The following is a 19,549-nucleotide window of genomic DNA, read 5'->3' as shown; positions in this document are numbered from 1 at the left end:
ATCTGCGGGGCTCTCGCCTCAGGCCGGCGGCTGACTCAGCCCATCGGAGCTCAGGAGCCTCGGATGATGTCCGACGCGCGTTCGCCGATCAGCATGGTGGTGATGTTCGGATTCACCGCGACCAGCTGCGGCATGATCGAGCCGTCGACCACGCGCAGTCCCTTCACGCCCTTGACCCGCAGCTGGGGGTCCAGCGGCGACATCTCGTCATCGGCCGAGCCCATGCGGCAGGTACCTGCCGGGTGATAGACGGTGTTGTGGGTCTTGGCGACGTAGTCGGCGATCTCCTCGTCCGTCTGGACGCCCTCGCCCGGGAAGAGCTCGCGCCCGCGGTATGCGTCCATGCCCGGCTGCGAGACGATCTCGCGGGCCTTCTTGATGCCTGCCACCGCGATGGCCATGTCGTAGCCGTCCTCATCGGTGAAGTAGCGGGGGTCGACCTTGGGCTTGTCCCGGTAGTCGATCGTGCGCAGCCGCACCGTTCCGCGGGACTTCGCGTGCGTGACATTGGGGGTCAGCGCAAAGGACTCGGGGGAGGTCGGGTAGCCGTGACGTCGTGTGTGCATGTCGAAGGGCACCGAGCCGTAGTGCATCATCAGGTCGGGCAGCTCCAGGCCCTCCTGGGTCGGGGAGAAGATCCCGATCTCCCACCACTGGGTGGTGTCTCGGGTCATGCGCTGGGTGCACTCCCAGGAGATCACGGCCTCGGGGTGGTCCTGGAGGTTCGAGCCCACGCCCGGTGAATCCACCCGCACGTCGATCCCGACCTCCCGCAGGTGATCCGCCGGGCCGATCCCGGAGAGCATCAGCAGCTTGGGGGTGTCGATCGCCCCGGCCGAGAGGATGATCTCCTTGCGGGCCCTCATGATCGAGGAGCGGTCGAAGCAGTTGTCGATGTACTCGATGCCCACGGCCCGCTGGTCGTCGTCGAACAGGACCTGCATGACCTGCCGGTTCGTGAGGATCTCGAGATTGTCCCGCTGCTGGATGGGGTGCAGGTAGGACACCGACGACGAGGCACGGCGTCCGTCCGCCTGGCGGTTGACCTGGAAGAAGCTGGCGCCGTTGACCACGGTCTCGAAGTCGTTGAACGTGGCGCGGGGGATCCCCGCCTGCTCGCAGGCCTCGAGCAGTGCCACGCCCACGGGATCATTCGGGGGAGCGTCCATGAGCTCCACGGGGCCGTCGGTCCCGTGCCGCTCACCTGAACGGGACTGATTCGATTCGAGGCGCTTGATCAGCGGGAGCATGGTCTCGGCGCTCCAGCCCTCGGCGCCCATCTGCTCCCACAGGTCCATGTCCTCCGCAGGCGGATGGAAGGCGATGCAGGAGTTGTGCGACGAGCAGCCTCCCAGCACCTTGGCGCGGGCGTGGCGCATGAACGAGTTGCCGTTGGCCTGCGGCTCGATCGGGTAGTCCCAGTCGAGCCCGGATTCCAGCATCTCCGGCCAGCGGTTGAGCTGCAGGACCATCTCGTGGTCCAGGTCGTGGTCCCCGGCCTCGACCAGGGCCACGGAGACGTCCGGGTCCTCGCTGAGTCGGGCGGCGACGACGGCGCCGGCCGACCCGCCTCCCACGATGATGTAGTCGTATTCGGTGATCAGGTTCTCCGACACGGGCTCGTCGAGCACGCGGTCCTCCTTCTGCTGAGTGCGGGACATGGAAGCGGTCACTTCTGCGGGAACCAGCCGGTCACGGCGGGCTCGGTGTTCTGGTAGATGTGCTTGGCCTCGGTGTACTCCTCCAGGCCCGTGGGGCCGAGCTCGCGGCCCACGCCGGAGGACTTGAAGCCGCCCCACTCCGCCTGCGGCAGGTAGGGGTGGTAGTCGTTGATCCAAACCGTGCCGTGGCGCAGGCGACGGGACACGCGGTTGGCCGTTCCGGCATCGGAGGTCCACACCGCTCCGGCCAGGCCGTACTCCGTGTGGTTGGCGGTCTCGATGGCCTCGGCCTCGGTGGAGAAGGTCTCGACCGTGATGACGGGGCCGAAGCCCTCCTCGATCACCGCGGGGTTCTCCCGATCGCACTGGTCCAGCACGGTCGGGGCGTAGAAGTACCCATCCTCATGCTCCTTGCCGCCCCAGTGGCCGCCGACCCGCAGGCGGGCGCCGGCCTCGATGCCGCGCTGGACGTAGTCGGTGACCTTGTCGCGGTGCTCCTTGGAGATCAGCGGGCCGGTCTCGGCCTTCTCATCGAACGGACCGCCCATGACGATGTCGCCGGCGCGGCGGACGACCTCGTCGACGAAGCGCTCCGCGATCGAGTCCTGCACGATCAGGCGCGTGCCCGCCGAGCAGACGAGCCCGGAGTCCGTGAACGCGGCGTTGAGGGCGTTGTCCACGGCGGCGTCGAAGTCGGCATCGGCGAACACGACATTGGGGTTCTTGCCGCCCAGCTCCAGGGCGACCTTCTTCACGCCGGGGGCCGCCGACTCGGCGATCCTCCGGCCGGTGACGAGGCCTCCGGTGAAGGAGACGAGGTCGATCTCCGGGTGGCTCGACAGCGGGGCACCGACGACTGCGCCGTCGCCGAGGACCAGGTTCGCGACTCCGGCGGGCAGCCCCAGCTCGTCGAGCACATCCACGATCAGGATCGCCGTGTGCGGGGTCAGCTCGGCCGGCTTGAGCACGAAGGTGTTGCCGGCCGCCAGCGCGGGGGCGATCTTCCACGCCGCCTGAAGCAGGGGGAAGTTCCACGGGGTGATCATGCCGCAGACCCCCACGGGCTCGTGGACCACCCGCGAGATGACGGTGTCGTCGCCCGCATCCACCAGGCGGCCCGGGCTCTGGTCCGCGATCTTGCCGAAGTAGCGGAAGCAGGCCGCGATGTCGTCCATGTCGCCCTCGGCCTCGACCAGGCGCTTGCCGGTGTCGAGGGCCTCGGCACGGGCGAACTCGTCCTTGCGCTCGAGCAGGGCGTCCGAGACGCGGATCAGGAAGTCGCCGCGCTGAGCGGCGGGAGTGTCCACCCAGGTGCGGGCCTCGAACGCCTTGCGGGCGGCGAGGATGGCGCGCTCGACATCCTCACCGGTGGCCTCGGCGACGACGCCGACCTCGGTGCCGTCGGCGGGGCAGGTGATGGTGCGGGTCCCGCCGTCGGAAGAGGGCACCCACTCTCCGTCGATGTACAGGGTCGAGCTGGACTCAGTCATGGCGCTCCTTCTGGGTTGCGGTGTTCACGGTCTCGGCGGAGGAATCTAGCCGAGGGGCGACGGTGGGGATCTGATCGGTGTCGACCCAGGTCTCAGGGGTGGTTCCGACCACCGCGCCGGTGGCGATCCCGCCTCCGTCGCCGCTGAGGTGCAGGTAGGCGATGTGGGCGTCGTAGACATCCAGGACATCGGCGATGACCTGGTCCTTCGTGTATCCCATGATGTCGCGGCCGCGCGATCCGTGGGTCGAGAAGATCTCGATCCGGTAGTAGACATCGCGCACGGTCGACAGGTTCGCAGCGAAGCTCGGCAGCGAGTGGGCCACGGGGTAGGCCTGGTACTTGAAGTCCTCGGCCTCCGGGAAGGAGACCACGAGGTCCACGAAGCAGATGCCGCTGTCGGGGTGCTCGCCGCGGTGGCAGGCCACCGACAGCCCGAGCTCGGAGAGCTCCTCGGCGACCTCTTCCACCGCCGGTGCCGCGGTGTGCTCGACGAATGCCTGCGCATCGGCGGCGGAGGCATAGGACATCCGGTCGTGAAGGCGCTGCCGCCAGGTGACCTGCTGGCCGGTCTCGCGAACTCGGCTGGTGAGCAGGGCGGGCAGAGCCGCCTGCCTCGAGTCGAGGTTGATCTGCTCCGTGCGCAGCATCTTCCAGAGCCCCGCCATCACGATCCAGACGATCAGCGACAGCGGCAGTCCCACGACCACTGTGGCTGCCTGCAGCGTGTAGACGCCGTCGATGAACAGCATGACCAGCGTCAGCACGCCGGTGATGACCGCCCAGACGATGCGCAGCCACGGAGGGCCGTCGGAGTCCGTGTCCGTCGTCTTGGAGGACATGTTCGCCAGGACGAGAGATCCTGAGTCGGCGGAGGTCACATAGAAGAACAGCCCGGTCAGCAGCGCCAGCGGAATCGTGAAGAAGGCCCCGGGGTGCTGCTCGAGCAGGTTGAAGAATCCGGATTCGGGCAGGGTCATCGTCAAGTCGAGGAAGTCCTGATCCTCGGCATTCATCAGGGTGGCGTTGCCGAAGATCGAGACCCACAGCAGGATGAATGCGAAGGGGATGAGCAGCACGCCGAAGACGAACTGCCGCAGGGTCCGGCCGCGGGAGATGCGGGCCAGGAAGAGGCTGACGAACGGCATCCAGGCGATCCACCAGGCCCAGAAGAACAGGGTCCAGTCCGCCATCCACTGATCGGCGGGGTAGGCGGCTGTCCCGTCGGTGTAGGCGAACGTGTTCATCAGCATTCCCGGGAAGCGGGAGAAGAAGTCGCCGATGTTCTGCACCAGGGCGTTGAGCAACTCATGCGTGCGGCCCGTGAAGAGGATCCACAGCATCAGGGTGACTGCCAGCAGAACGTTCAGCTCGGAGAGGCGACGAATCCCCTTGTCCACGCCGGAGACCGTGGAGGCGACGGTGATGACCACGGCGACGGCCATGAGAGCGACCTGCACGCCCACGGTCGTCGGGACGCCGAAGATCGCGGCGAGCCCATAGTTCAGGAAGACCACGCCGATGCCCAGCGACACCGAGATGCCGAAGATCGTGCCGATCACGGCGCCGATCTCTGCGGCGTGGCCGACACCGCCGTGGATGCGCTTGCCGAAGATGGGTGCCAGAGCCGAGCGGATGCTCAGCGGGAGGTGATAGCGATAGGACACGAGGCCGACGACCATACCCATCAGCGCGTAGAGCGCCCAGCCGGGAATGCCGTACTGGAAGATCGTCCACAGCGGAGCCATCCTGGCGGCTTCATCGGACATCGGCGCGACATCCGGGGGAGTGAGGAGATTCGTGGCCGGTCCGGAGATCCCGAAGAACATGAGATCCACGCCGATGCCGGCAGCGAAGAGCATCGCCGTCCACGTGAAGAGGTTGTACTTGGGCCTGGAGTGATCCGGGCCCATCCTCGTCTGCCCCACGCGCGAGAGCGCGACCACGATGACGAAGACCACGACGACCGAGACGGTCAGCACGTAGTACCAGCCGAAGTTCTCGGCGATCCAGGCCATCGACCCGAAGATCGCGGTCTCGGCTGCCGAGGGCCAGATGGCGGCCCAGGCCACGAAGGCGACGATGACGGCGGAGGCCCCGATGAAGACGGGCCAGTTGACGGCGGAGTGACGGGGACTGTCCTGTTCGACGGCCTTGCGTCTGAATGCGTCGTCGGCGGTGTCGTGCGGCGGCGCGGTGGAGCCTGCCATGAGGGTTCCTTCCTGGAGGACGAGTGCTTTCAGGCGTGCAGACGGCTGCTGACCTCCGGCCACGGTGCGCCGGGAGAATCAGCCGCCCCATTCACCATAGAGAGCCTCGATGCGGAACTCACTTCGACGAGCCGGGAGCCTGTCAGCTGGTGCGACGCCTGTGCGCATCCTCGAGAACATGGGAATAGGGATGCCTCACTGAGCTGAGGCTCACCACGGGAAGCTGAGCCTCAGCTCAGCAATGCGTTTCACAGCGCATGATCTAGCTTTCTGAAGCCACCTCTCCTATAGTCCTTATTATGAAGATTTCACAGCAGATGGAAGCCAAGTTCAACGATCAGATCACCCTCGAGTTCGAGGCTTCGCTGGTCTACCGCCAGCTGGCTGTCGAGGCCGAGCGCATGGACCTCGTGGGCATGGCCGCGTGGTTCCGCCACCAGGCCGATGAGGAGATCGTCCACGCCAACAAGTTCATCGATCACGTCGATGCCCGTGACGGCCACGTCCAGATCGGCAGCCTGAACGCCCCGGCGCAGTTCGCCGACCCGTCCGCTCTGGACCTCTTCGAGGCGGCCTTCAAGCACGAGCAGAAGGTCTCGGAGGCCATCCAGAACCTCTACCGCGCTGCTGATGAGGCCGGCGACTTCGATTCCCGCCCCATCCTCAACTGGTTCACCTCGGAGCAGATCGAGGAGGAGTCCACGGTCGACGAGATCATCGGCCGCATCCGCCTCGTCGGCGACGACGGCTCGGGCCTGCTGCGCATGGACGCCGAGCTGGGCGCCCGCCCGGCCACGACCACCGAGGCCTGATCTGAAGCATCGCATCGCCGGCCTCGGCATGACGAAGCCCGCCGACCCAGTCCGGGTCGGCGGGCTTCGTCGTTCTCTGACCGCCGGACGAGCGTCGCTGCTCAGCGGTGCGTGAACTCCGGGTCGCGCTTCTCGACGAACGCGGCCATGCCCTCCTTCTGGTCCTCCGTGGCGAAGAGGCCGTGGAAGAGCCTCCGCTCGGCGACCAGGCCCTGCGACAGGGGAGTCTCCATGGCGGTGTGCACGGCCTCCTTGGCTGCCATGGCCGCGATCAGCGACTTCGAGGCGATGGTCTGCGCGATCTCCAGGGACTTGTCCTGGAACTCGTCGGCGGGGATCACGCGCGAAACGAGTCCGGCGCGCTCCGCGTCCTGCGCATCCATCTGGCGCCCGGTGAGGATCATGTCCATGGCCTTGGGACGGCCGATGGCCCGCGTCAGGCGCTGCGACCCGCCCATGCCGGGCAGCACGCCCAGGTTGATCTCCGGCTGGCCGAACCTGGCGGTCTCGGAGGCGATCAGCAGATCGCAGAGCATGGCCAGCTCGCAGCCGCCGCCCAAGGCGTAGCCGCTCACGGCGGCGATGGTGGGGGTGCGGATCTCGGCCAGGCCCTGCCAGCCGGCGAACCAGTCGGTGGCGAACATCTCGGCGAAGCCGCGATCGGCCATCTCCTTGATGTCGGCTCCTGCGGCGAAGGCCTTCTCCGAGCCGGTCAGCAGGATCGCGCCGATCCCGTGGTCGGCATCGAAGGCTCGGGCGGCGTGCAGGACGTCGGCCAGCACCTGCGCATTCAGGGCGTTCAGGGCCTTGGGGCGGTTCAGGGTGATGATCCCGACCCGCCCTTGGGTCTCGACGAGGATGGTGTCGTAGTTCTGTGCGGAGGTGCTGGTCTCAGTCATAGCGTCAGTGTAGGAGGCTATGCCCGAGACCCTTGCGGCCGCTTACAGGAGGAGCGACGACAGCGGTCATCGCACGCCTGAGGTGCCTGCCAGTCGGGCGAATCGTGGGGTCTCATTGCCCTCCTCGTCCTTCCAGAATGGAGAGCATCCCGTTGAGCTCTTCGACGACCCCGCGGCGGATCAGTTGGCTCAGAGCCTCCTCCTGGGCTTCTCGGATGCGGCCCCCCATCCGCTGGATGCCGAAGAGCTCATTCACCCTCTGGAGGAGGCCGGACCTGGGCATGGCGTGGCGGTTGTCCCGCAGAGCCAGCAGCAGCGCGTTCTGGAATTCCTCGGTCGGGATCTCGTCGGTTTTCCGACTCGCGGCACCGGTGCGGATCTGGGTCCAACCAGCAGGCGGACGGCTGTCCGACCAGTAGAAGATGGAACCGCGTGAATAGGTGGTCGTGACGGATTCCAGGGTTCTCAGGAGGCGGCCTCGTCGTTCTGCGACGACTCGCTGCAGCCCGAAGCGGCTGCCCAGGATGCGAACCAGTCGCTGCTCCTCGATCGGACCTTCGGCGTCGATGATCTCCCACAGCTGCTCACGGATCAGCGTCTGGTTCTCAGGGGCTTCGATCCGGTCCAGCACAGTGCGATCTCCGATGGGGGCTGTTGAGGCCTCCACGAAAGGCACCTCATGCAAGCGGTGGACTGCCCAGCTTCGCGCTACGGCGCCCAGGGGTGCCTCAGTGGTCGGCGCAGCCGAGGCGAACCTGGTGACGGTCCGGCCCTCCAGCTCCCGAGCCGGCTCAGACTCAGTGCGGGGGGCCTGGGATTCGGTGGCCGGAGTCGCCTCCTGTGGCGCAGCGGCAGGGTCCTCTGAGGTCGGGTTGGCACTGCTCGGGGTCTCGGGCACAGCGGCTATGGCTTGTTCCACGGCTGAGACCAGCTGGTGCTCCAGGGTTTCGCGCGTTCTCTCTTCGACCCTGTTCACCAGGCGGTCGAGGGTCGCATCGCGATCCGACCACCAGCTTGGCAGCCAAACCTGCAGGACCTCGCTCCACCCCATCATCGTGAGGACCTGTGACGGCACCGCATCTCGGTCGGAGACGATGGCTCGTTGCGCCCAGGCGGGACCATCCAGCATGACCGCGAACCACACCTCGGACTCGGGCACCCGAACGGCCATATCGACCTGGAAGCGGGACATCCCGTACTCCTCGACCACCTCCAGGCCGGACGCCCGCAGAGCGGCGGCGACGCCCTGGCGGTGCAGCTCCTGGCTCGGGGATGTGGTCGAGATTCCCCCGAGCTCGGTCTGCTCGCGAGCGAATTCGAGGTAGGCGCGCAGGTGACGCATGCCTGTGGACCCGGTGCGGTTCAGATCGATGTGCTCCGGGTCGAAGGAAGCGAAGAGGACGACCTCCCGGCGGGCCCGGGTGATCGCGACGTTCAGTCGACGTTCGCCGCCCTGGGCGCTCAGCGGCCCGAACATCAGTCGCATCCGCCCTGACTCGGGGTTCGGGGAGAACGCCAGTGAGAATAGGATGACGTCGCGCTCGTCGCCCTGGATGTTCTCCAGGTTCTTGACGATCAGCGGATCGATCTCGCGGGCTAGGGCTTCGCGGACGGGTCCCGCGGTCGATTCCTCGAGGAGGTCCTGGATGAGGTCCTGCTGCTGGATGTTGAAGGTGACGATGCCGATTGAGGCAGAGGAGTCGATTTCCAGGCGCCGCTGCGTCTCCTGGACGATGAGCTGCGCCTCCACCTTGTTCGTGCGAGTCGGTCTGTGGCCCTTGTCTGCGGTGGAGCCGTCAAACACGCCGCCTGCCTGCACGAGGCGGATCCCGAACCCCTCCCGGGCGATCGGGGGAGCAGGGAAGGTGGAGAGCCCGCCGTCGTAGTACTGGCCGTTGGAGAAGGCGATCAGCGACTCGTCCTGGCTGCGGTAATGCCAGGTGAGCATCTCCTTGTCGATGTTGGCGCTGACGGCTTCGGAGAGGATCGACTCCTGGTCGGCGCTGACCACGCCCGTCTCGTCGTCGTCCTCATCCTCTGTGGACGTGGCGAACATCGACGACGGCGGCATCTGCTTCGAGTCGCCAACGATCACCACGGACTTCGCCCGCCCCAGAGACCCGATGGCATCCGCGACGCGGATCTGCGAGGCCTCATCGAAGATCACCAGATCGAAGTCCACGGAGCCGACAGGCAGGTTCTTCGCGACGCTTGAGGGGCTCATGAGCAGGCACGGGGTCACATCGGTCACCGCGGACCCAGCGAGCTCGAAGATCCGCCGGATGCTCCCGCCCCTCCTGCGCTCGATCTCCTTGCGCAGAAGCACCTGTCGGACAGTGGGCGCGCTGCGGTCCAGACCACGGCCGCGCAGCAGCTGAGCAGGCAACTCCTGCCTCATAGTACGGCGCACGCGATCGCTGGCCTCGCGGTACTGGTCGACCCGGAGGGAACGATCATGCGGGTCAAAGGTGGAGAGCTCTGTGTCGTCGAGCCTGGTCTCGAGCTGTTCGCGGGCGATCGCCAGCCGCAGGCGGGATTGAAGACCTGCCACGTTCGTGCGGCCGCTGCGCAGGTCCTCGACCAGCTCCTCGAACCCCAGGGCCGCGAAGTCCTCCAGGGCTCGGTCGGCCCTACGGAACCGTGCGAGCTCGCCCTCCCGGTCCTTGTCAGCATCTTGCCGCCAGCGCCGGACGCTGCGGGAGATGGCCGTGCGCAGGTCGTCATCACCCTGCCAGCGGGCGAGCGTGGCGCCCGTTGTCCCCAGGGCAGCGAGCATGTCCTGCCAAGCCGACTGGTATCCGGGAATATCGATGGTGCTGGCACCTGACTGGAACTTCTCCAGGTCGGCATCGGAGAACAAGCCCCGGGCGGCTCCGACTGTCTCCGAGAGGCTGCGCATGTAGGAGGGGATCAGTCGCGCGGCCGGATCCCACGGAGTCCAGGGAACATCCGAGGGGAGCAGGGCCGTGGCTTCCTGCTGCAGAGCGCGAGTGCGCGACTGCGCCCAGTCCAGGAGGTTGAGGAAGTTCCTCGGATCCTCACGGACCGCGTTCGCGGCCTGGGGCACGACCAGCTGCTCAATCCGGTCGATGACCTGCTTGATGTGCCGCTCCTTGCGCAGGAAGCGGGATTCGGCAGCCGAGAGATCACTGCGCAGAGCAGAGGTGTCTGCATCGCGGGATTCCGGGCGCACAGCTTCCAATACCCAGCCGCTGCTAGTCCACAGCGTCTGGATCTCAGCCACGAAGGCGTCCATCCGCTGGTCCCACCCTGGAGTCCGGGCCCAGACCTCCCGATGATGGGCCACCGACATGTAGGAGCCGGAATTGACCTCTGCGAGCCACGCTGCGAGTACCTCCCAGGCTCGGGGATCGGGATATGCAGCCAGAAGTTCCCGGCCGCGCTCGCCGAGACGATCGTAGTGCTCCAGGAACCCTCTGACGGCCGCCATGGCCCCAGAGCGACCATCGCTGGGATCTGCCGCTCCTGTCGAGGTGCTGGGGGCGGCGTCGCGGGCGGGGCCGGCAAGACTCCAGGGGCTCTGCGATGCGGGGATGCCTTGGAGGGCTCGCAGCGAGCTTTCGAGCCGCTCGGCGAGCAGGGCGGCTCGGTCTGCCAGCAGCGGATCTCGCACGACGGCCCCGGGGACCTGGAGCATCTCTTGAGCCTCATCCTCCGCCCCGAGTCGGCTGCGCATTCCGATGTAGTCCTGGTGTGCTTGCCACACTGACAGCGGGGCGTGGTCGCGGCCGTGAAGTTGCTTGGGGTATGCCGACAGGGACGTGATCAGCCGGCGGTACTCGTCGCGCTGAGCCTCGAACGATGCCCGGTTGCCGGCAGCCTCCGCGTCCCAGGAGGCGAGCAGCTGACGGCGGACCTCGGTGACCTTCTGCTTGGACCCGTGCATCTGCAGGATGAGCGGCCCCAGACCGACCCGTTCCAGGCGCGTGCGCACGACATCCAGGGCGGCCTGCTTCTCTGCGACGAAGAGCACTGTCTTTCCGCGGCTCAGGGTGTCGGCGATCATGTTCGTGATCGTCTGCGACTTGCCGGTGCCGGGAGGGCCCTCCAGTACGAAGGTCTTCCCGGCGCTCGCCCAGCGGATGGCCTTGAGCTGTGAGCCATCGACCTGGACCGGAAGGGCGGCCTCTGCTTCAAGCTCGTCGGTGACAGGAGGTGCCTCGACGCTGTCGTGAAAGCTCTCTCCTTGTGATTCCACCAGGTGCTTGACCACCGGGTTCTCCATGAAGCGCTCCCAATGGGCCCCCAGGTCCCGCCACATGTCGACCGTTGAGAACTTGAGGAGCGACAGGCGGACGTCCGCCCGCACGGAGAACTGCAGCTTCTGCCGTGCCAGTTCCGACCGGACCTCGTGGATGACCCGTGGCAGATCGATGCCGCTGTCATCCACCGGAGGCTCCTCGAGGACCGAGATGCTCAGTGCGAACTCGGAGCGAAGCTTCTCGATCAGGGCCCAGTTGGGCTGCGCGATGGCCCCTTCCTCGACCGTCAGGTGGAAGCGGTGCTTCTTGCTGCCCTCGAGCGATGCGGGCAACAGGAAAAGGGGCGCTAGGGCCTCACGACCCGTCGTCGTCTTCCACGACAGTGCCCCGAGAGTGACAAAGAGCCTATTGGCGCCCGTCTCATCGAGGGCGGACTTCGCCTCACGTCGCAGCTTGTCCAGAGAGGTCCCGTAGGAGGTCTGGGAAACCCTTGCATGGATGGTGGTCTCGCGCTCGAAGATATGATGCAGGGCCTCATCTCCGAGCTCGCGCGCCGAGGTCCTGCCGCTGGCCTGTCCGAGCTCCGCGAGGTCGTCCTCGGCCCGCAGCAGCAGGCGCTGGCCGTCGGCGAGGGTGTCCTCGAACTTCGGGAGCGACCGTTCGGGGACGATGAGCTCCATGGCCCTGCGGGGGAGATTGAGCAGCGGGTTGCGCAGCGACAGATCGAGCAGAGATTGACGCCACTTCTGGATCCGCGGCGGCAGCAGTCTCTCCTCCGACTCGCGGACGGTCATCGGCGCGGAGGAAGGAACAGCCGACAACGTGGGCAGCGGGGTAGGAGTAGGTCGTTCGCTGTGCATCTCCACGACATCGCTGCCAGGGGCCGTGATGAAGCGTGGAAGCGGCTTGACGCGCCGATGGGCCGCAGCGATGTCCAGCACATAGTCAATGGGCTCATCGAAGCGGCGGGCGGTCGCTTTCCTGGCCTCCTCGAAGCTCAGCTGAGTCGAGGAAGTCAGGCCGGTCGTCTCCACGGGGATGAGCCGCCCGGTGCGGACTACGTTGTCGATGCTGCCGACGTCGGAGAGTGCCAGTTCGGCAAGCTGGTCATCCTCCGTCAGGAAGCCGGCGAAAGCGTGCCCTGGCACGGCTGTGATCACCGGATTCAGCCCTGCCTGCTCGAGTGCGGCGGCGTAGAGGACGCTCAGATCCAGGCAGGTGCCGAGCCTGTCCTGCAGGACACCCTCGACCCTGCGGATTTTCTGGCCGCTCTCCTCGAAGGAGGCGGGAGGGGTGATGTACCCGATGGCCAGCTCGGCCAATGCGTCGTAGATCGCCTGTCCGATCGCCTCTGCGCGTTCTGCCCCTTGCTGGTACCCGTCCAGGGCATTGGATCCGGTGCGCTGCTGAAGCAACTCTGAGGCCCGTTGCAGCGGAGCGACCAAGGCCGGGCTGTTCGGCGTAACGAACGCGGCGAGGATCTCGGGGATGGAGCGGGCATACCACTCGTCCCTCGCCAGTAGCTGGATCGAGCGCGACTGGGTCTGGCGATGTCCGTTGATCGAGACGTTGATACGTAGCGTGGTAGTGGTGGCTTCATCGATCTGGGCGAACTGCCGGGGGGCGATGTGCCACGCCAGAGCGGGTAAGGGAATGGCGCGCGAGGTCAGGGTCCGGTTCTCCGGGACAGGTGGCAGATCGAGGCTGCCCAATCGCAGCGGATCAGCCTCGATGCCGCCATGCTCGCCCAGTGCCACGACCATGCTGTCGACGAGGTGACCAGCTTGCTGGTCATCGTGGATGGCATGCACGGCAACGATCGGGCTGACCTGGTTATGGATCAAGGCGAAGTTCAGAGCCTCCCGGTAGATCACACGGACCCCGACCGGGCCGTGCCGGAAATCGGCGGCCCGGCATCCGCGGGGGACCTCGACGCTCTCCAGCTCAGGATGCGGCGTCCTGCCGTCAGGCTCAGCCCATTCGTCGTCGGCGGCGCTGCCGGCCTCCGGGTGGATCTTCTCGGCGGAGTCCAGCTCCTCGGGGTCGTGCCTCTCCTGCGGGCCTTGAGGCTCCTGTGCGGTTCCTTGGTCGGGGGGCAGAGGAATGGGGACGATGGGTTGGACGATCGTGACCGGTTCGGGGCCAGCCCCCCGCGTCAGTTCAGGATCCGCGATCTCGTTGAGCTCGCTCGGCAGCCCCTCCACGGCTGAGGCGAAATCGGGATAGATGCCCTCGCTCACCGCCTCCAATCGCCTGGAAGCCTCGGTCGCGCCAACGGATTCCAGCAGCAGCTGCATCGATTCGATGCCGCGCAGGGCGGAGGGGGCGCCCAACGAAGTTCCGTGATGCGCCAGGTTCAGCATCTTCAGCGCCTCCATCGCCCACTCCACGTCATTCGCCGTGAAGGTTCCGGCGAACCGATCGGTGTGGAAGGCGATGGTCTTCAGCAGGATGCGGGGGTCGCCGAGGGCATATTCGGCATCGCGGCGTCCAAGGCGTCGAAAATCAGATTCCCCGATGAGCTCGAGCCAGGACTGCGGGTCATCCTCTACGGGAGAATGCCGTTCGATAAAGGGGCGCAGCACATGAGCCAGCACCTGCCCGGCTTGGAGGACGGTCTCGTAGGGCTTCGCAGAGATCACAGTGGGGGTGCTTTCAGCTGGTGACAATCGTTGGGTCAGTCTAGGGACATCGACCTGTGACCCCCGCCGTCGTCATCCTCAGTCAGCTACATGAAGCAGAATTACCCTGGCATCTGCAGTTCTCTCCCGGATCTGCGCCGGCCCCGTATCGACCTGCAGATTCTCCACAGCACTGATCACGTCGCCTCTGCCGACCGCGGCGACTCGGACACGACGAGACCCGAGGATGGTGTCGTAGGTCTGTGTCATGGCTCGAGTCTACGAGCCGAGCCATCTGCATGTGGGGCGGTTCACATGCTGTGATTGCGGGATAGGTTTGATGCCGAAGGTCCGAACGCCACCCCACGGAGGCCAGCATGCCCCTGCGCAGATCATCGCCCCGCCCGCTCGCAGCGCCATGTTCCTGGTGCTCACCGTGAAGGAAGGCGAAGAGGCCGCCGTGCGCGATCTCCTGGCAGACCTCAGCGGCCTGGTCCGCTCCGTGTCCTTCCGCCGCCCCGACGACAGCCTGCATGCCGTCGCCGGGATCGGTGCGCAGCTGTGGGATCGGCTCTGGGACCTTCCCCGTCCCATGGGCTTGCACCCGTTCCAGGAGATCCAGGGTGCGCGCCACCATGCCCCCTCCACTCCGGGGGATCTGCTCCTGCATCTGCGCGCGGTGAACATGGACATGTGCTTCGAGCTCGCGACCCTGGTGATGGACCGGCTGCGCGGTCACGCCGAGGTGGTCGACGAGACCCACGGCTTCAAGTTCTTCGACCAGCGCGATCTGCTCGGCTACGTCGACGGCTCCGAGAACCCGGAGGGGCAGACGGGTCAGGACTGGGTGAGCATCGACGCCGCCGAGGACCCGGATTACGCCGGGGCTGGCTACGTGATCGTGCAGAAGTACCGCCACGACATGCAGGCCTGGAATGCCCTGAGCGTCGAGCAGCAGGACGATGCGATCGGGCGCACCAAGGCCGAGAACGTCGAGCTGCCCGATGACCGCAAGCCCAAGAACTCCCACGTGCACCTGAACTCGATCACGGACGACGACGGCCGCGATCTCAAGATCGTGCGCGACAATCGCCCGTTCGGCACGATCGGCACCGCCGAATCCGGCACGTACTTCATCGGCTACACCAAGGATCCGGCGATCATCGAGCGGATGCTGCGCAACATGTTCGTGGGCGAGCCTGAGGGCACCACGGACCGCGTCCTGGACTTCTCCACGGCCACCACCGGCTCGCTGTTCTTCGTGCCCACCGCTGCATTCCTGGACGACGATCACCCGGCAGCCGCTCGCTGATCCGCAGTCACAGCCCCGGCACAGCTTCAAGCGGTCCCCGGCATAGCGAGCCCGCCCAGACTCGGGGGCATGAACAGCACAGACAACAGCGCAGCCCAGACCACCACCACCACCGATCGCTCCAACAGGCCGGCCTCCCGCTGGAGCCGCCTGAGGGTGGGAGCCGCCGGAATCAGCGTCGCCGCCCTGCTGGCCACGACCGCCTGCGGGGCCGTCGGCCAAGCCTCGGACGCGTCCTCCGACAGCACTGCGACCACTGTCTCGACCACCTCGGCGGCCGGCACAGACTCGAGCGAGGACACCACGACCGATTCGTCGTCTCTGGACAGCTCCGCCGAGGTCCAGGCCCTGGCTCAGGCATTCGCCGACACCCTGGACGAGGACCAGCTGGCCGAGCTGAACCAGGACTACAGCTACGCCAATGCGACCAACTGGTCGAACTTCCCCCAGCAGCTGCTCCAGAACGGCAGGGGCAGCGGCCCCGGCGGGGACACGGCCTCGTCGTCGGGACGTGTGGGTCTGCAGATCTCGACCCTGGTCGACGAGCAGCGAGCGGCTCTCGAGGAGCTGATGGCCGCCGCGCTGGGCGGGGAGGACAACGAGGGCTACGACGAGGTCATGGCCATTCTGGCCGCCGACGACTACCTGGCCGAGAACTACGGCGGCACGGACTACGGCTCGGAGAACTACTACATCGCCTTCCTGGGCGAGGTCACCGACAGCGGCACCTGGGAGCTGCAGTTCGGCGGCCACCACCTGGCGGTGTCCAACACCTACACGGACGGCGAGCTGGTCAGTGCGACCCCGTCCTTCCGCGGCACGGAGCCCACCGGGGAGTTCACGCTGGACGGTGAGACCTACGACCCGCTGACCCAGGAGACGGACGCGCTCTCCGCGCTGGCGGAGTCCCTGACCGAGGACCAGCTTGCCGAGGCCGCCACCGATCAGTCGGATCTGCTGCTGGGCCCGGGCCAGGACGGCGAGTTCTCCGAGGAGGAGGGCGTGAAGGTCTCGGATCTGTCCGAGGAGCAGCAGCAGCTCGTGCTCGAGGCGATCGCGACCTACGTCGACGACCTGCCGGAGGACGAGGCGGCCGAGTACATGGCCACGTACGAGTCCGAGCTCGAGGACACCTACGTCCTGTTCTCCGGGAGCACGGACTTCTCCACCGCCGGCGACTACATCCGCATCGACGGGCCCAGCGTGTGGATCGAGCTGGCCATGCAGAACGGCGTCGCGACCTCCGAGCCGCACATCCACTCGGTGTGGCGAGACTCCGAGACGGACTACGCCGGGCTCACCGAGGAGTCCTCGAGCGCCGACTCCACGGAGTGAGCATCCCGACCGGCTCAATCGGTCGACGGTGACCTACGACGACGGATCCCCGGCGCGTTGCTGCGCCGGGGATCCGTCGTCATGCGGTTCAGGTGAAGCGAGCGATCACTCGGGCCAGTCGGAGCCGCGGATCTCGTCGACGAAGTTGCCGCGCTCGAAGCCCGGCATCTGATCGGCCAGGACATCGGCCTTCACGTTGCCGAACGTGGTCTGCGGGCGGTGGAACAAGCCCTGCGCGAAGGACTCGATGATGCCCTCCTTGAAGCGCGGGCGGGGGTGCACGGAGGTGATCTCCTCGCGCTGGGCGTCGGTGAGCTCGTGGTAGTCCACGCCCATCACGTCGAGCTCCACGCCGCGGGTCACCAGCTCGACGAGCGGGGACATGTGCAGCGGGACCATGGGGGTCGTGTGCAGCGCGATCGAGGCCCAGGCCTCCTCGGCGTCGTGCTGGCTGTAGCCGTGGCCGGTGAGGAAGTCCCGCACGAGGTTCGCGGCGTCGATCTCGAAGCGCAGGTCGTCGGAGCGGTACTTCTCGGTCAGCCCGAGATCGTGGAACATCGCGGAGATGTAGAGCAGCTCGTCGTCGAATCCGCGGCCCAGGGCGTGCCCGCGCAGGGAGCCGAAGACGAACACGCGACGGCTGTGGTGATACAGCAGATCGGACTCGACGTCGCGGACCAGCTCAGTGGCCTCCCGGGCGACGGCGCTGTCGGGAATGGTGATGCCGGCGATGATCTCGGCCATGGGATCCATCCTTTCGGTGCGGTGAAGATGCTGATATCCATTCTGGTCCGCCGCATAGGATCGGGCCATGTTCCATCAGTCTGCATCCCCTCGGAATCGGACATGACCCCCGACGGTGCAGCTCCGATGCGCCGCGTGGACATCGTGGTGTTCGACGGCATGACCCTGCTGGATGCCACCGGCCCGCTCGAGGTCCTGCGCGTCGCCGATCCGTCCGGGGAGCAGTACTGCACGCGTCTGGTCTCCGCCGCCGGCGGCCGGGTGCGCTGGTCGGCGGGGCCCGAGGTCCTCGCGGAGTCGCCCAGCGCAGAAGGCGCTGCGGACACGGTGATCGTCGTCGGCGGGGACCGGCTGGTCGCCGAGCCGATCGACGACGAGCTGCTGCAGCTGGTGGGGGACCTGGCGCAGAGCGCCCGCCGGGTGGCGTCGGTCTGCACGGGAGCGTTCGTGCTGGCCCGGCTCGGACTGCTCGACGGACGCCGCGTGACCACTCATTGGCGCCATGCGCAGGCGCTGGCGGACCGGTTCCCGCTGCTCGCCGTCCAGCCCGACGTCATCCATGTGCGTGATGGACGCATCGCGACCTCGGCGGGCATCTCCGCCGGACTGGACCTGACCCTGGCTCTGGTCGAGGAGGATCTGGGGGCGGCTGTGGCGCGTGAGGCCGCCCGCGAGCTCGTGGTGTTCATGCAGCGCCCGGGCGGACAGGCGCAGTTCTCCTCCGCCCTGCGACAGGCGACCGTGGGTGATGCGGGGCTCCAGACGGTGATGGGCGAGGTGCTTGAGCATCCGGAGCGCAGTCACTCCGTGGCGTCCATGGCCGAGCGCCTGGGGGTGAGCTCTCGGCAGCTGCACCGGCTGGTCAGGGCGCAGACAGGCTTGTCGCCCATGCAGTGGCTCGAGGCCGCGCGGGTCGACGCCGCCCGCGAGATCATCCACAGCGACATGCCGCTGACGTCAGTGGCCAGGCGAGCTGGATTCGGGTCGGACGAGACGATGCGCCGCGCCTTCCTGCGGCAGCTCGGGGTGACGCCGAGCGGCTTCCGCGAGCGCTTCACCAGCACGGGCCCCTAGGCACGGGATGAGTAGGGGCGGCTGGTCCCCGGTGCCGCCTGCTTCAGCCGGTCGGCAGGCCCAGCGCTCGCAGCGTCTCCAGGACGTTCTCGCGGTCGCCGACGACGAACCTGCGGGTGGTGTCGTCCTGCAGCTCGATCTCCAGGCCCTTCGAGAGCTGCTGCGAGTAGGTGCGCACGATCCGGATGGCCTCCGCGGGCGCCCACCACTTCCCGCCGGCAGGTTCATGGAGTGCGGCTCGAAGCTCACGCCGTTCGGCCAGATCAGCAGGTGGCCGCCGTCGGCCAGGTGCCCGAACCCGCCGACGAGCAGCTGCACGGGGTTCCAGGCCAGCACCTTGCCGAGACCATCGGTCTCGGCGGCGGGACGCAGGTGGTTGGCGCCGAGGACGAGCAGGGGCTGAGGGGGGTCCTGATGCGCGGTCATGAAGTCAGCTCAGGGAAGGCGGCTCAGCGTGCAGGTCGCCGCATTCGCAGACGGCGAGACCCGCACCGCCCGGAGGGGCAATGCGGGTCTCATGAGCTGTGGGACTTCTGCAGACTCCGTGCTCAGCCGATCACTGCACCGGGACGACGGGTGCGTCCTCCTCACCGGGCAGCGGTGCCGTGGCGGTGAAGCCCGGCAGCTGGACGGTATCGGTGACCTCCTGGCCGTCCTCCACGTAGTTCGCGCCCACGAAGTAGGAGCCCGGGGACATGTACAGCGGCACCTCGGCCTGACCGTTCTCATCCAGCGGCACCAGCGGGCCGGTGGGCACGCCGTGGAAGGTGATCTGGACGTAGTCCTGCACGGTCGGATCGGCCTGGGGGAAGGTCACGACCGCTGCCAGGTCCTGGCGGTAGTCGCCGTTGGTGGTCGGCTGGCCGTCGGCGGTGATGACACCGACGCCCGACTGCTCGGAGGCAGGGGCGGGATCCTGGTCCGGAGCGGCGTTGGCGGCCACGGTCGAGCCGGCCACTGCGGCAGCGGCCAGCATGGGAACGGCCAGGGTTCGGCGGATGCTCTTGCGCATATCTCACACCTCCGTGCGGTGAGGCGGCCCCACTTCTTCCAGTGCTTCCTCGGGACCGCCGGGGGGAGTCCCCACCATAGGGAGATGAACCTGAATGTCAGGGCCCTCAGCCTGGGAATCCGATCACCTTCCGATAACAATCAGGTGCTTGCAGCCG

At 67.1% G+C, this 19,549-nt stretch carries 13 protein-coding genes; 4 read left to right on the top strand and 9 right to left on the bottom strand.

What is annotated here, in order from left to right; translation table 11 throughout:
- Positions 1–50 precede the first annotated feature (50 nt).
- Genes M3E84_RS04915 through betT form a run of 3 tightly spaced genes read right to left on the bottom strand, consistent with a single transcriptional unit; the run spans position 51 to position 5,360 of the window.
- On the bottom strand, positions 51–1,661 hold the full coding sequence (locus tag M3E84_RS04915) for a GMC family oxidoreductase (protein ID WP_259894949.1): 1,611 nt from the start codon (positions 1,659–1,661) through the stop codon (positions 51–53).
- Positions 1,662–1,669: 8 nt separating this feature from the next.
- Complete coding sequence (locus tag M3E84_RS04910; protein ID WP_259894948.1) at positions 1,670–3,151, bottom strand: aldehyde dehydrogenase family protein; 1,482 nt, start codon at positions 3,149–3,151, stop codon at positions 1,670–1,672.
- Positions 3,144–5,360 (bottom strand): choline BCCT transporter BetT, encoded by a 2,217-nt coding sequence (gene betT, locus M3E84_RS04905; RefSeq protein WP_259894946.1) that lies wholly within the window; start codon positions 5,358–5,360, stop codon positions 3,144–3,146. Before betT ends, M3E84_RS04910 begins: the two co-directional genes overlap by 8 nt.
- Positions 5,361–5,659: 299 nt before the next feature.
- Between betT and M3E84_RS04900 the strand changes: the two genes are divergently transcribed.
- A complete protein-coding gene (locus M3E84_RS04900; RefSeq protein WP_259894945.1) occupies positions 5,660–6,172 on the top strand; it encodes a ferritin in 513 nt (170 codons plus the stop codon).
- Between the two features lie 101 nt (positions 6,173–6,273).
- Here M3E84_RS04900 and M3E84_RS04895 read toward each other — a convergent pair whose 3' ends face one another.
- From M3E84_RS04895 to M3E84_RS04885, 3 genes are all read right to left on the bottom strand, one after another.
- On the bottom strand, positions 6,274–7,071 hold the full coding sequence (locus tag M3E84_RS04895) for an enoyl-CoA hydratase (RefSeq protein ID WP_259894943.1): 798 nt from the start codon (positions 7,069–7,071) through the stop codon (positions 6,274–6,276).
- Positions 7,072–7,183: 112 nt separating this feature from the next.
- A complete protein-coding gene (locus M3E84_RS04890) occupies positions 7,184–13,936 on the bottom strand; it encodes a DUF4011 domain-containing protein (protein ID WP_259894942.1) in 6,753 nt (2,250 codons plus the stop codon).
- Positions 13,937–14,014: 78 nt separating this feature from the next.
- Positions 14,015–14,185 carry a hypothetical protein gene (locus tag M3E84_RS04885; protein ID WP_259894941.1) on the bottom strand — a complete coding sequence of 57 codons (171 nt, stop codon included), beginning with the start codon at positions 14,183–14,185 and terminating at the stop codon, positions 14,015–14,017.
- Between the two features lie 70 nt (positions 14,186–14,255).
- On the opposite strand from M3E84_RS04885, the gene M3E84_RS04880 reads away from it, so the two are divergent.
- Together M3E84_RS04880 and M3E84_RS04875 are read left to right on the top strand one after the other, a co-directional pair.
- Positions 14,256–15,227 (top strand): Dyp-type peroxidase, encoded by a 972-nt coding sequence (locus M3E84_RS04880; RefSeq protein ID WP_259894939.1) that lies wholly within the window; start codon positions 14,256–14,258, stop codon positions 15,225–15,227.
- 69 nt (positions 15,228–15,296) lie between these two features.
- Positions 15,297–16,562 (top strand): DUF3500 domain-containing protein, encoded by a 1,266-nt coding sequence (locus M3E84_RS04875; RefSeq protein WP_259894937.1) that lies wholly within the window; start codon positions 15,297–15,299, stop codon positions 16,560–16,562.
- 105 nt (positions 16,563–16,667) lie between these two features.
- On the opposite strand, the gene M3E84_RS04870 is transcribed toward M3E84_RS04875, so the two are convergent.
- A complete protein-coding gene (locus M3E84_RS04870; protein WP_259894936.1) occupies positions 16,668–17,306 on the bottom strand; it encodes an HD domain-containing protein in 639 nt (212 codons plus the stop codon).
- A gap of 102 nt (positions 17,307–17,408) precedes the next feature.
- On the opposite strand from M3E84_RS04870, the gene M3E84_RS04865 reads away from it, so the two are divergent.
- A complete protein-coding gene (locus tag M3E84_RS04865) occupies positions 17,409–18,380 on the top strand; it encodes a GlxA family transcriptional regulator (protein ID WP_259894935.1) in 972 nt (323 codons plus the stop codon).
- A gap of 43 nt (positions 18,381–18,423) precedes the next feature.
- On the opposite strand, the gene M3E84_RS04860 is transcribed toward M3E84_RS04865, so the two are convergent.
- The gene (locus tag M3E84_RS04860; RefSeq protein WP_259894933.1) at positions 18,424–18,558 is read right to left on the bottom strand and encodes a hypothetical protein; all 135 of its coding nucleotides are present in this window, start codon (positions 18,556–18,558) and stop codon (positions 18,424–18,426) included.
- Positions 18,559–18,936: 378 nt separating this feature from the next.
- Positions 18,937–19,392, bottom strand: coding sequence for a hypothetical protein (locus M3E84_RS04855; protein WP_259894932.1), 456 nt, complete (start codon positions 19,390–19,392; stop codon positions 18,937–18,939).
- Positions 19,393–19,549 lie beyond the last annotated feature (157 nt).

It is taken from the genome of Kocuria sp. p3-SID1428 (assembly GCF_025149945.1).
Classification (GTDB): Bacteria; Actinomycetota; Actinomycetes; order Actinomycetales; family Micrococcaceae; genus Kocuria.
Note: the sequence above shows the minus strand (reverse complement) of the source record. Positions and strands in the feature narration are given on the sequence as shown.

Excerpts from the sequence above, each read along its gene's own strand:
- M3E84_RS04915 (WP_259894949.1), bottom strand. The coding sequence starts at position 1,661 with ATGTCCCGCACTCAGCAGAAGGAGGACCGCGTGCTCGACGAGCCCGTG.
- M3E84_RS04910 (WP_259894948.1), bottom strand. The coding sequence starts at position 3,151 with ATGACTGAGTCCAGCTCGACCCTGTACATCGACGGAGAGTGGGTGCCC.
- betT (WP_259894946.1), bottom strand. The coding sequence starts at position 5,360 with ATGGCAGGCTCCACCGCGCCGCCGCACGACACCGCCGACGACGCATTC.
- M3E84_RS04900 (WP_259894945.1), top strand. The coding sequence starts at position 5,660 with ATGAAGATTTCACAGCAGATGGAAGCCAAGTTCAACGATCAGATCACC.
- M3E84_RS04895 (WP_259894943.1), bottom strand. The coding sequence starts at position 7,071 with ATGACTGAGACCAGCACCTCCGCACAGAACTACGACACCATCCTCGTC.
- M3E84_RS04885 (WP_259894941.1), bottom strand. The coding sequence starts at position 14,185 with ATGACACAGACCTACGACACCATCCTCGGGTCTCGTCGTGTCCGAGTC.
- M3E84_RS04880 (WP_259894939.1), top strand. The coding sequence starts at position 14,256 with ATGCCGAAGGTCCGAACGCCACCCCACGGAGGCCAGCATGCCCCTGCG.
- M3E84_RS04875 (WP_259894937.1), top strand. The coding sequence starts at position 15,297 with ATGAACAGCACAGACAACAGCGCAGCCCAGACCACCACCACCACCGAT.
- M3E84_RS04870 (WP_259894936.1), bottom strand. The coding sequence starts at position 17,306 with ATGGCCGAGATCATCGCCGGCATCACCATTCCCGACAGCGCCGTCGCC.
- M3E84_RS04865 (WP_259894935.1), top strand. The coding sequence starts at position 17,409 with ATGACCCCCGACGGTGCAGCTCCGATGCGCCGCGTGGACATCGTGGTG.
- M3E84_RS04855 (WP_259894932.1), bottom strand. The coding sequence starts at position 19,392 with ATGCGCAAGAGCATCCGCCGAACCCTGGCCGTTCCCATGCTGGCCGCT.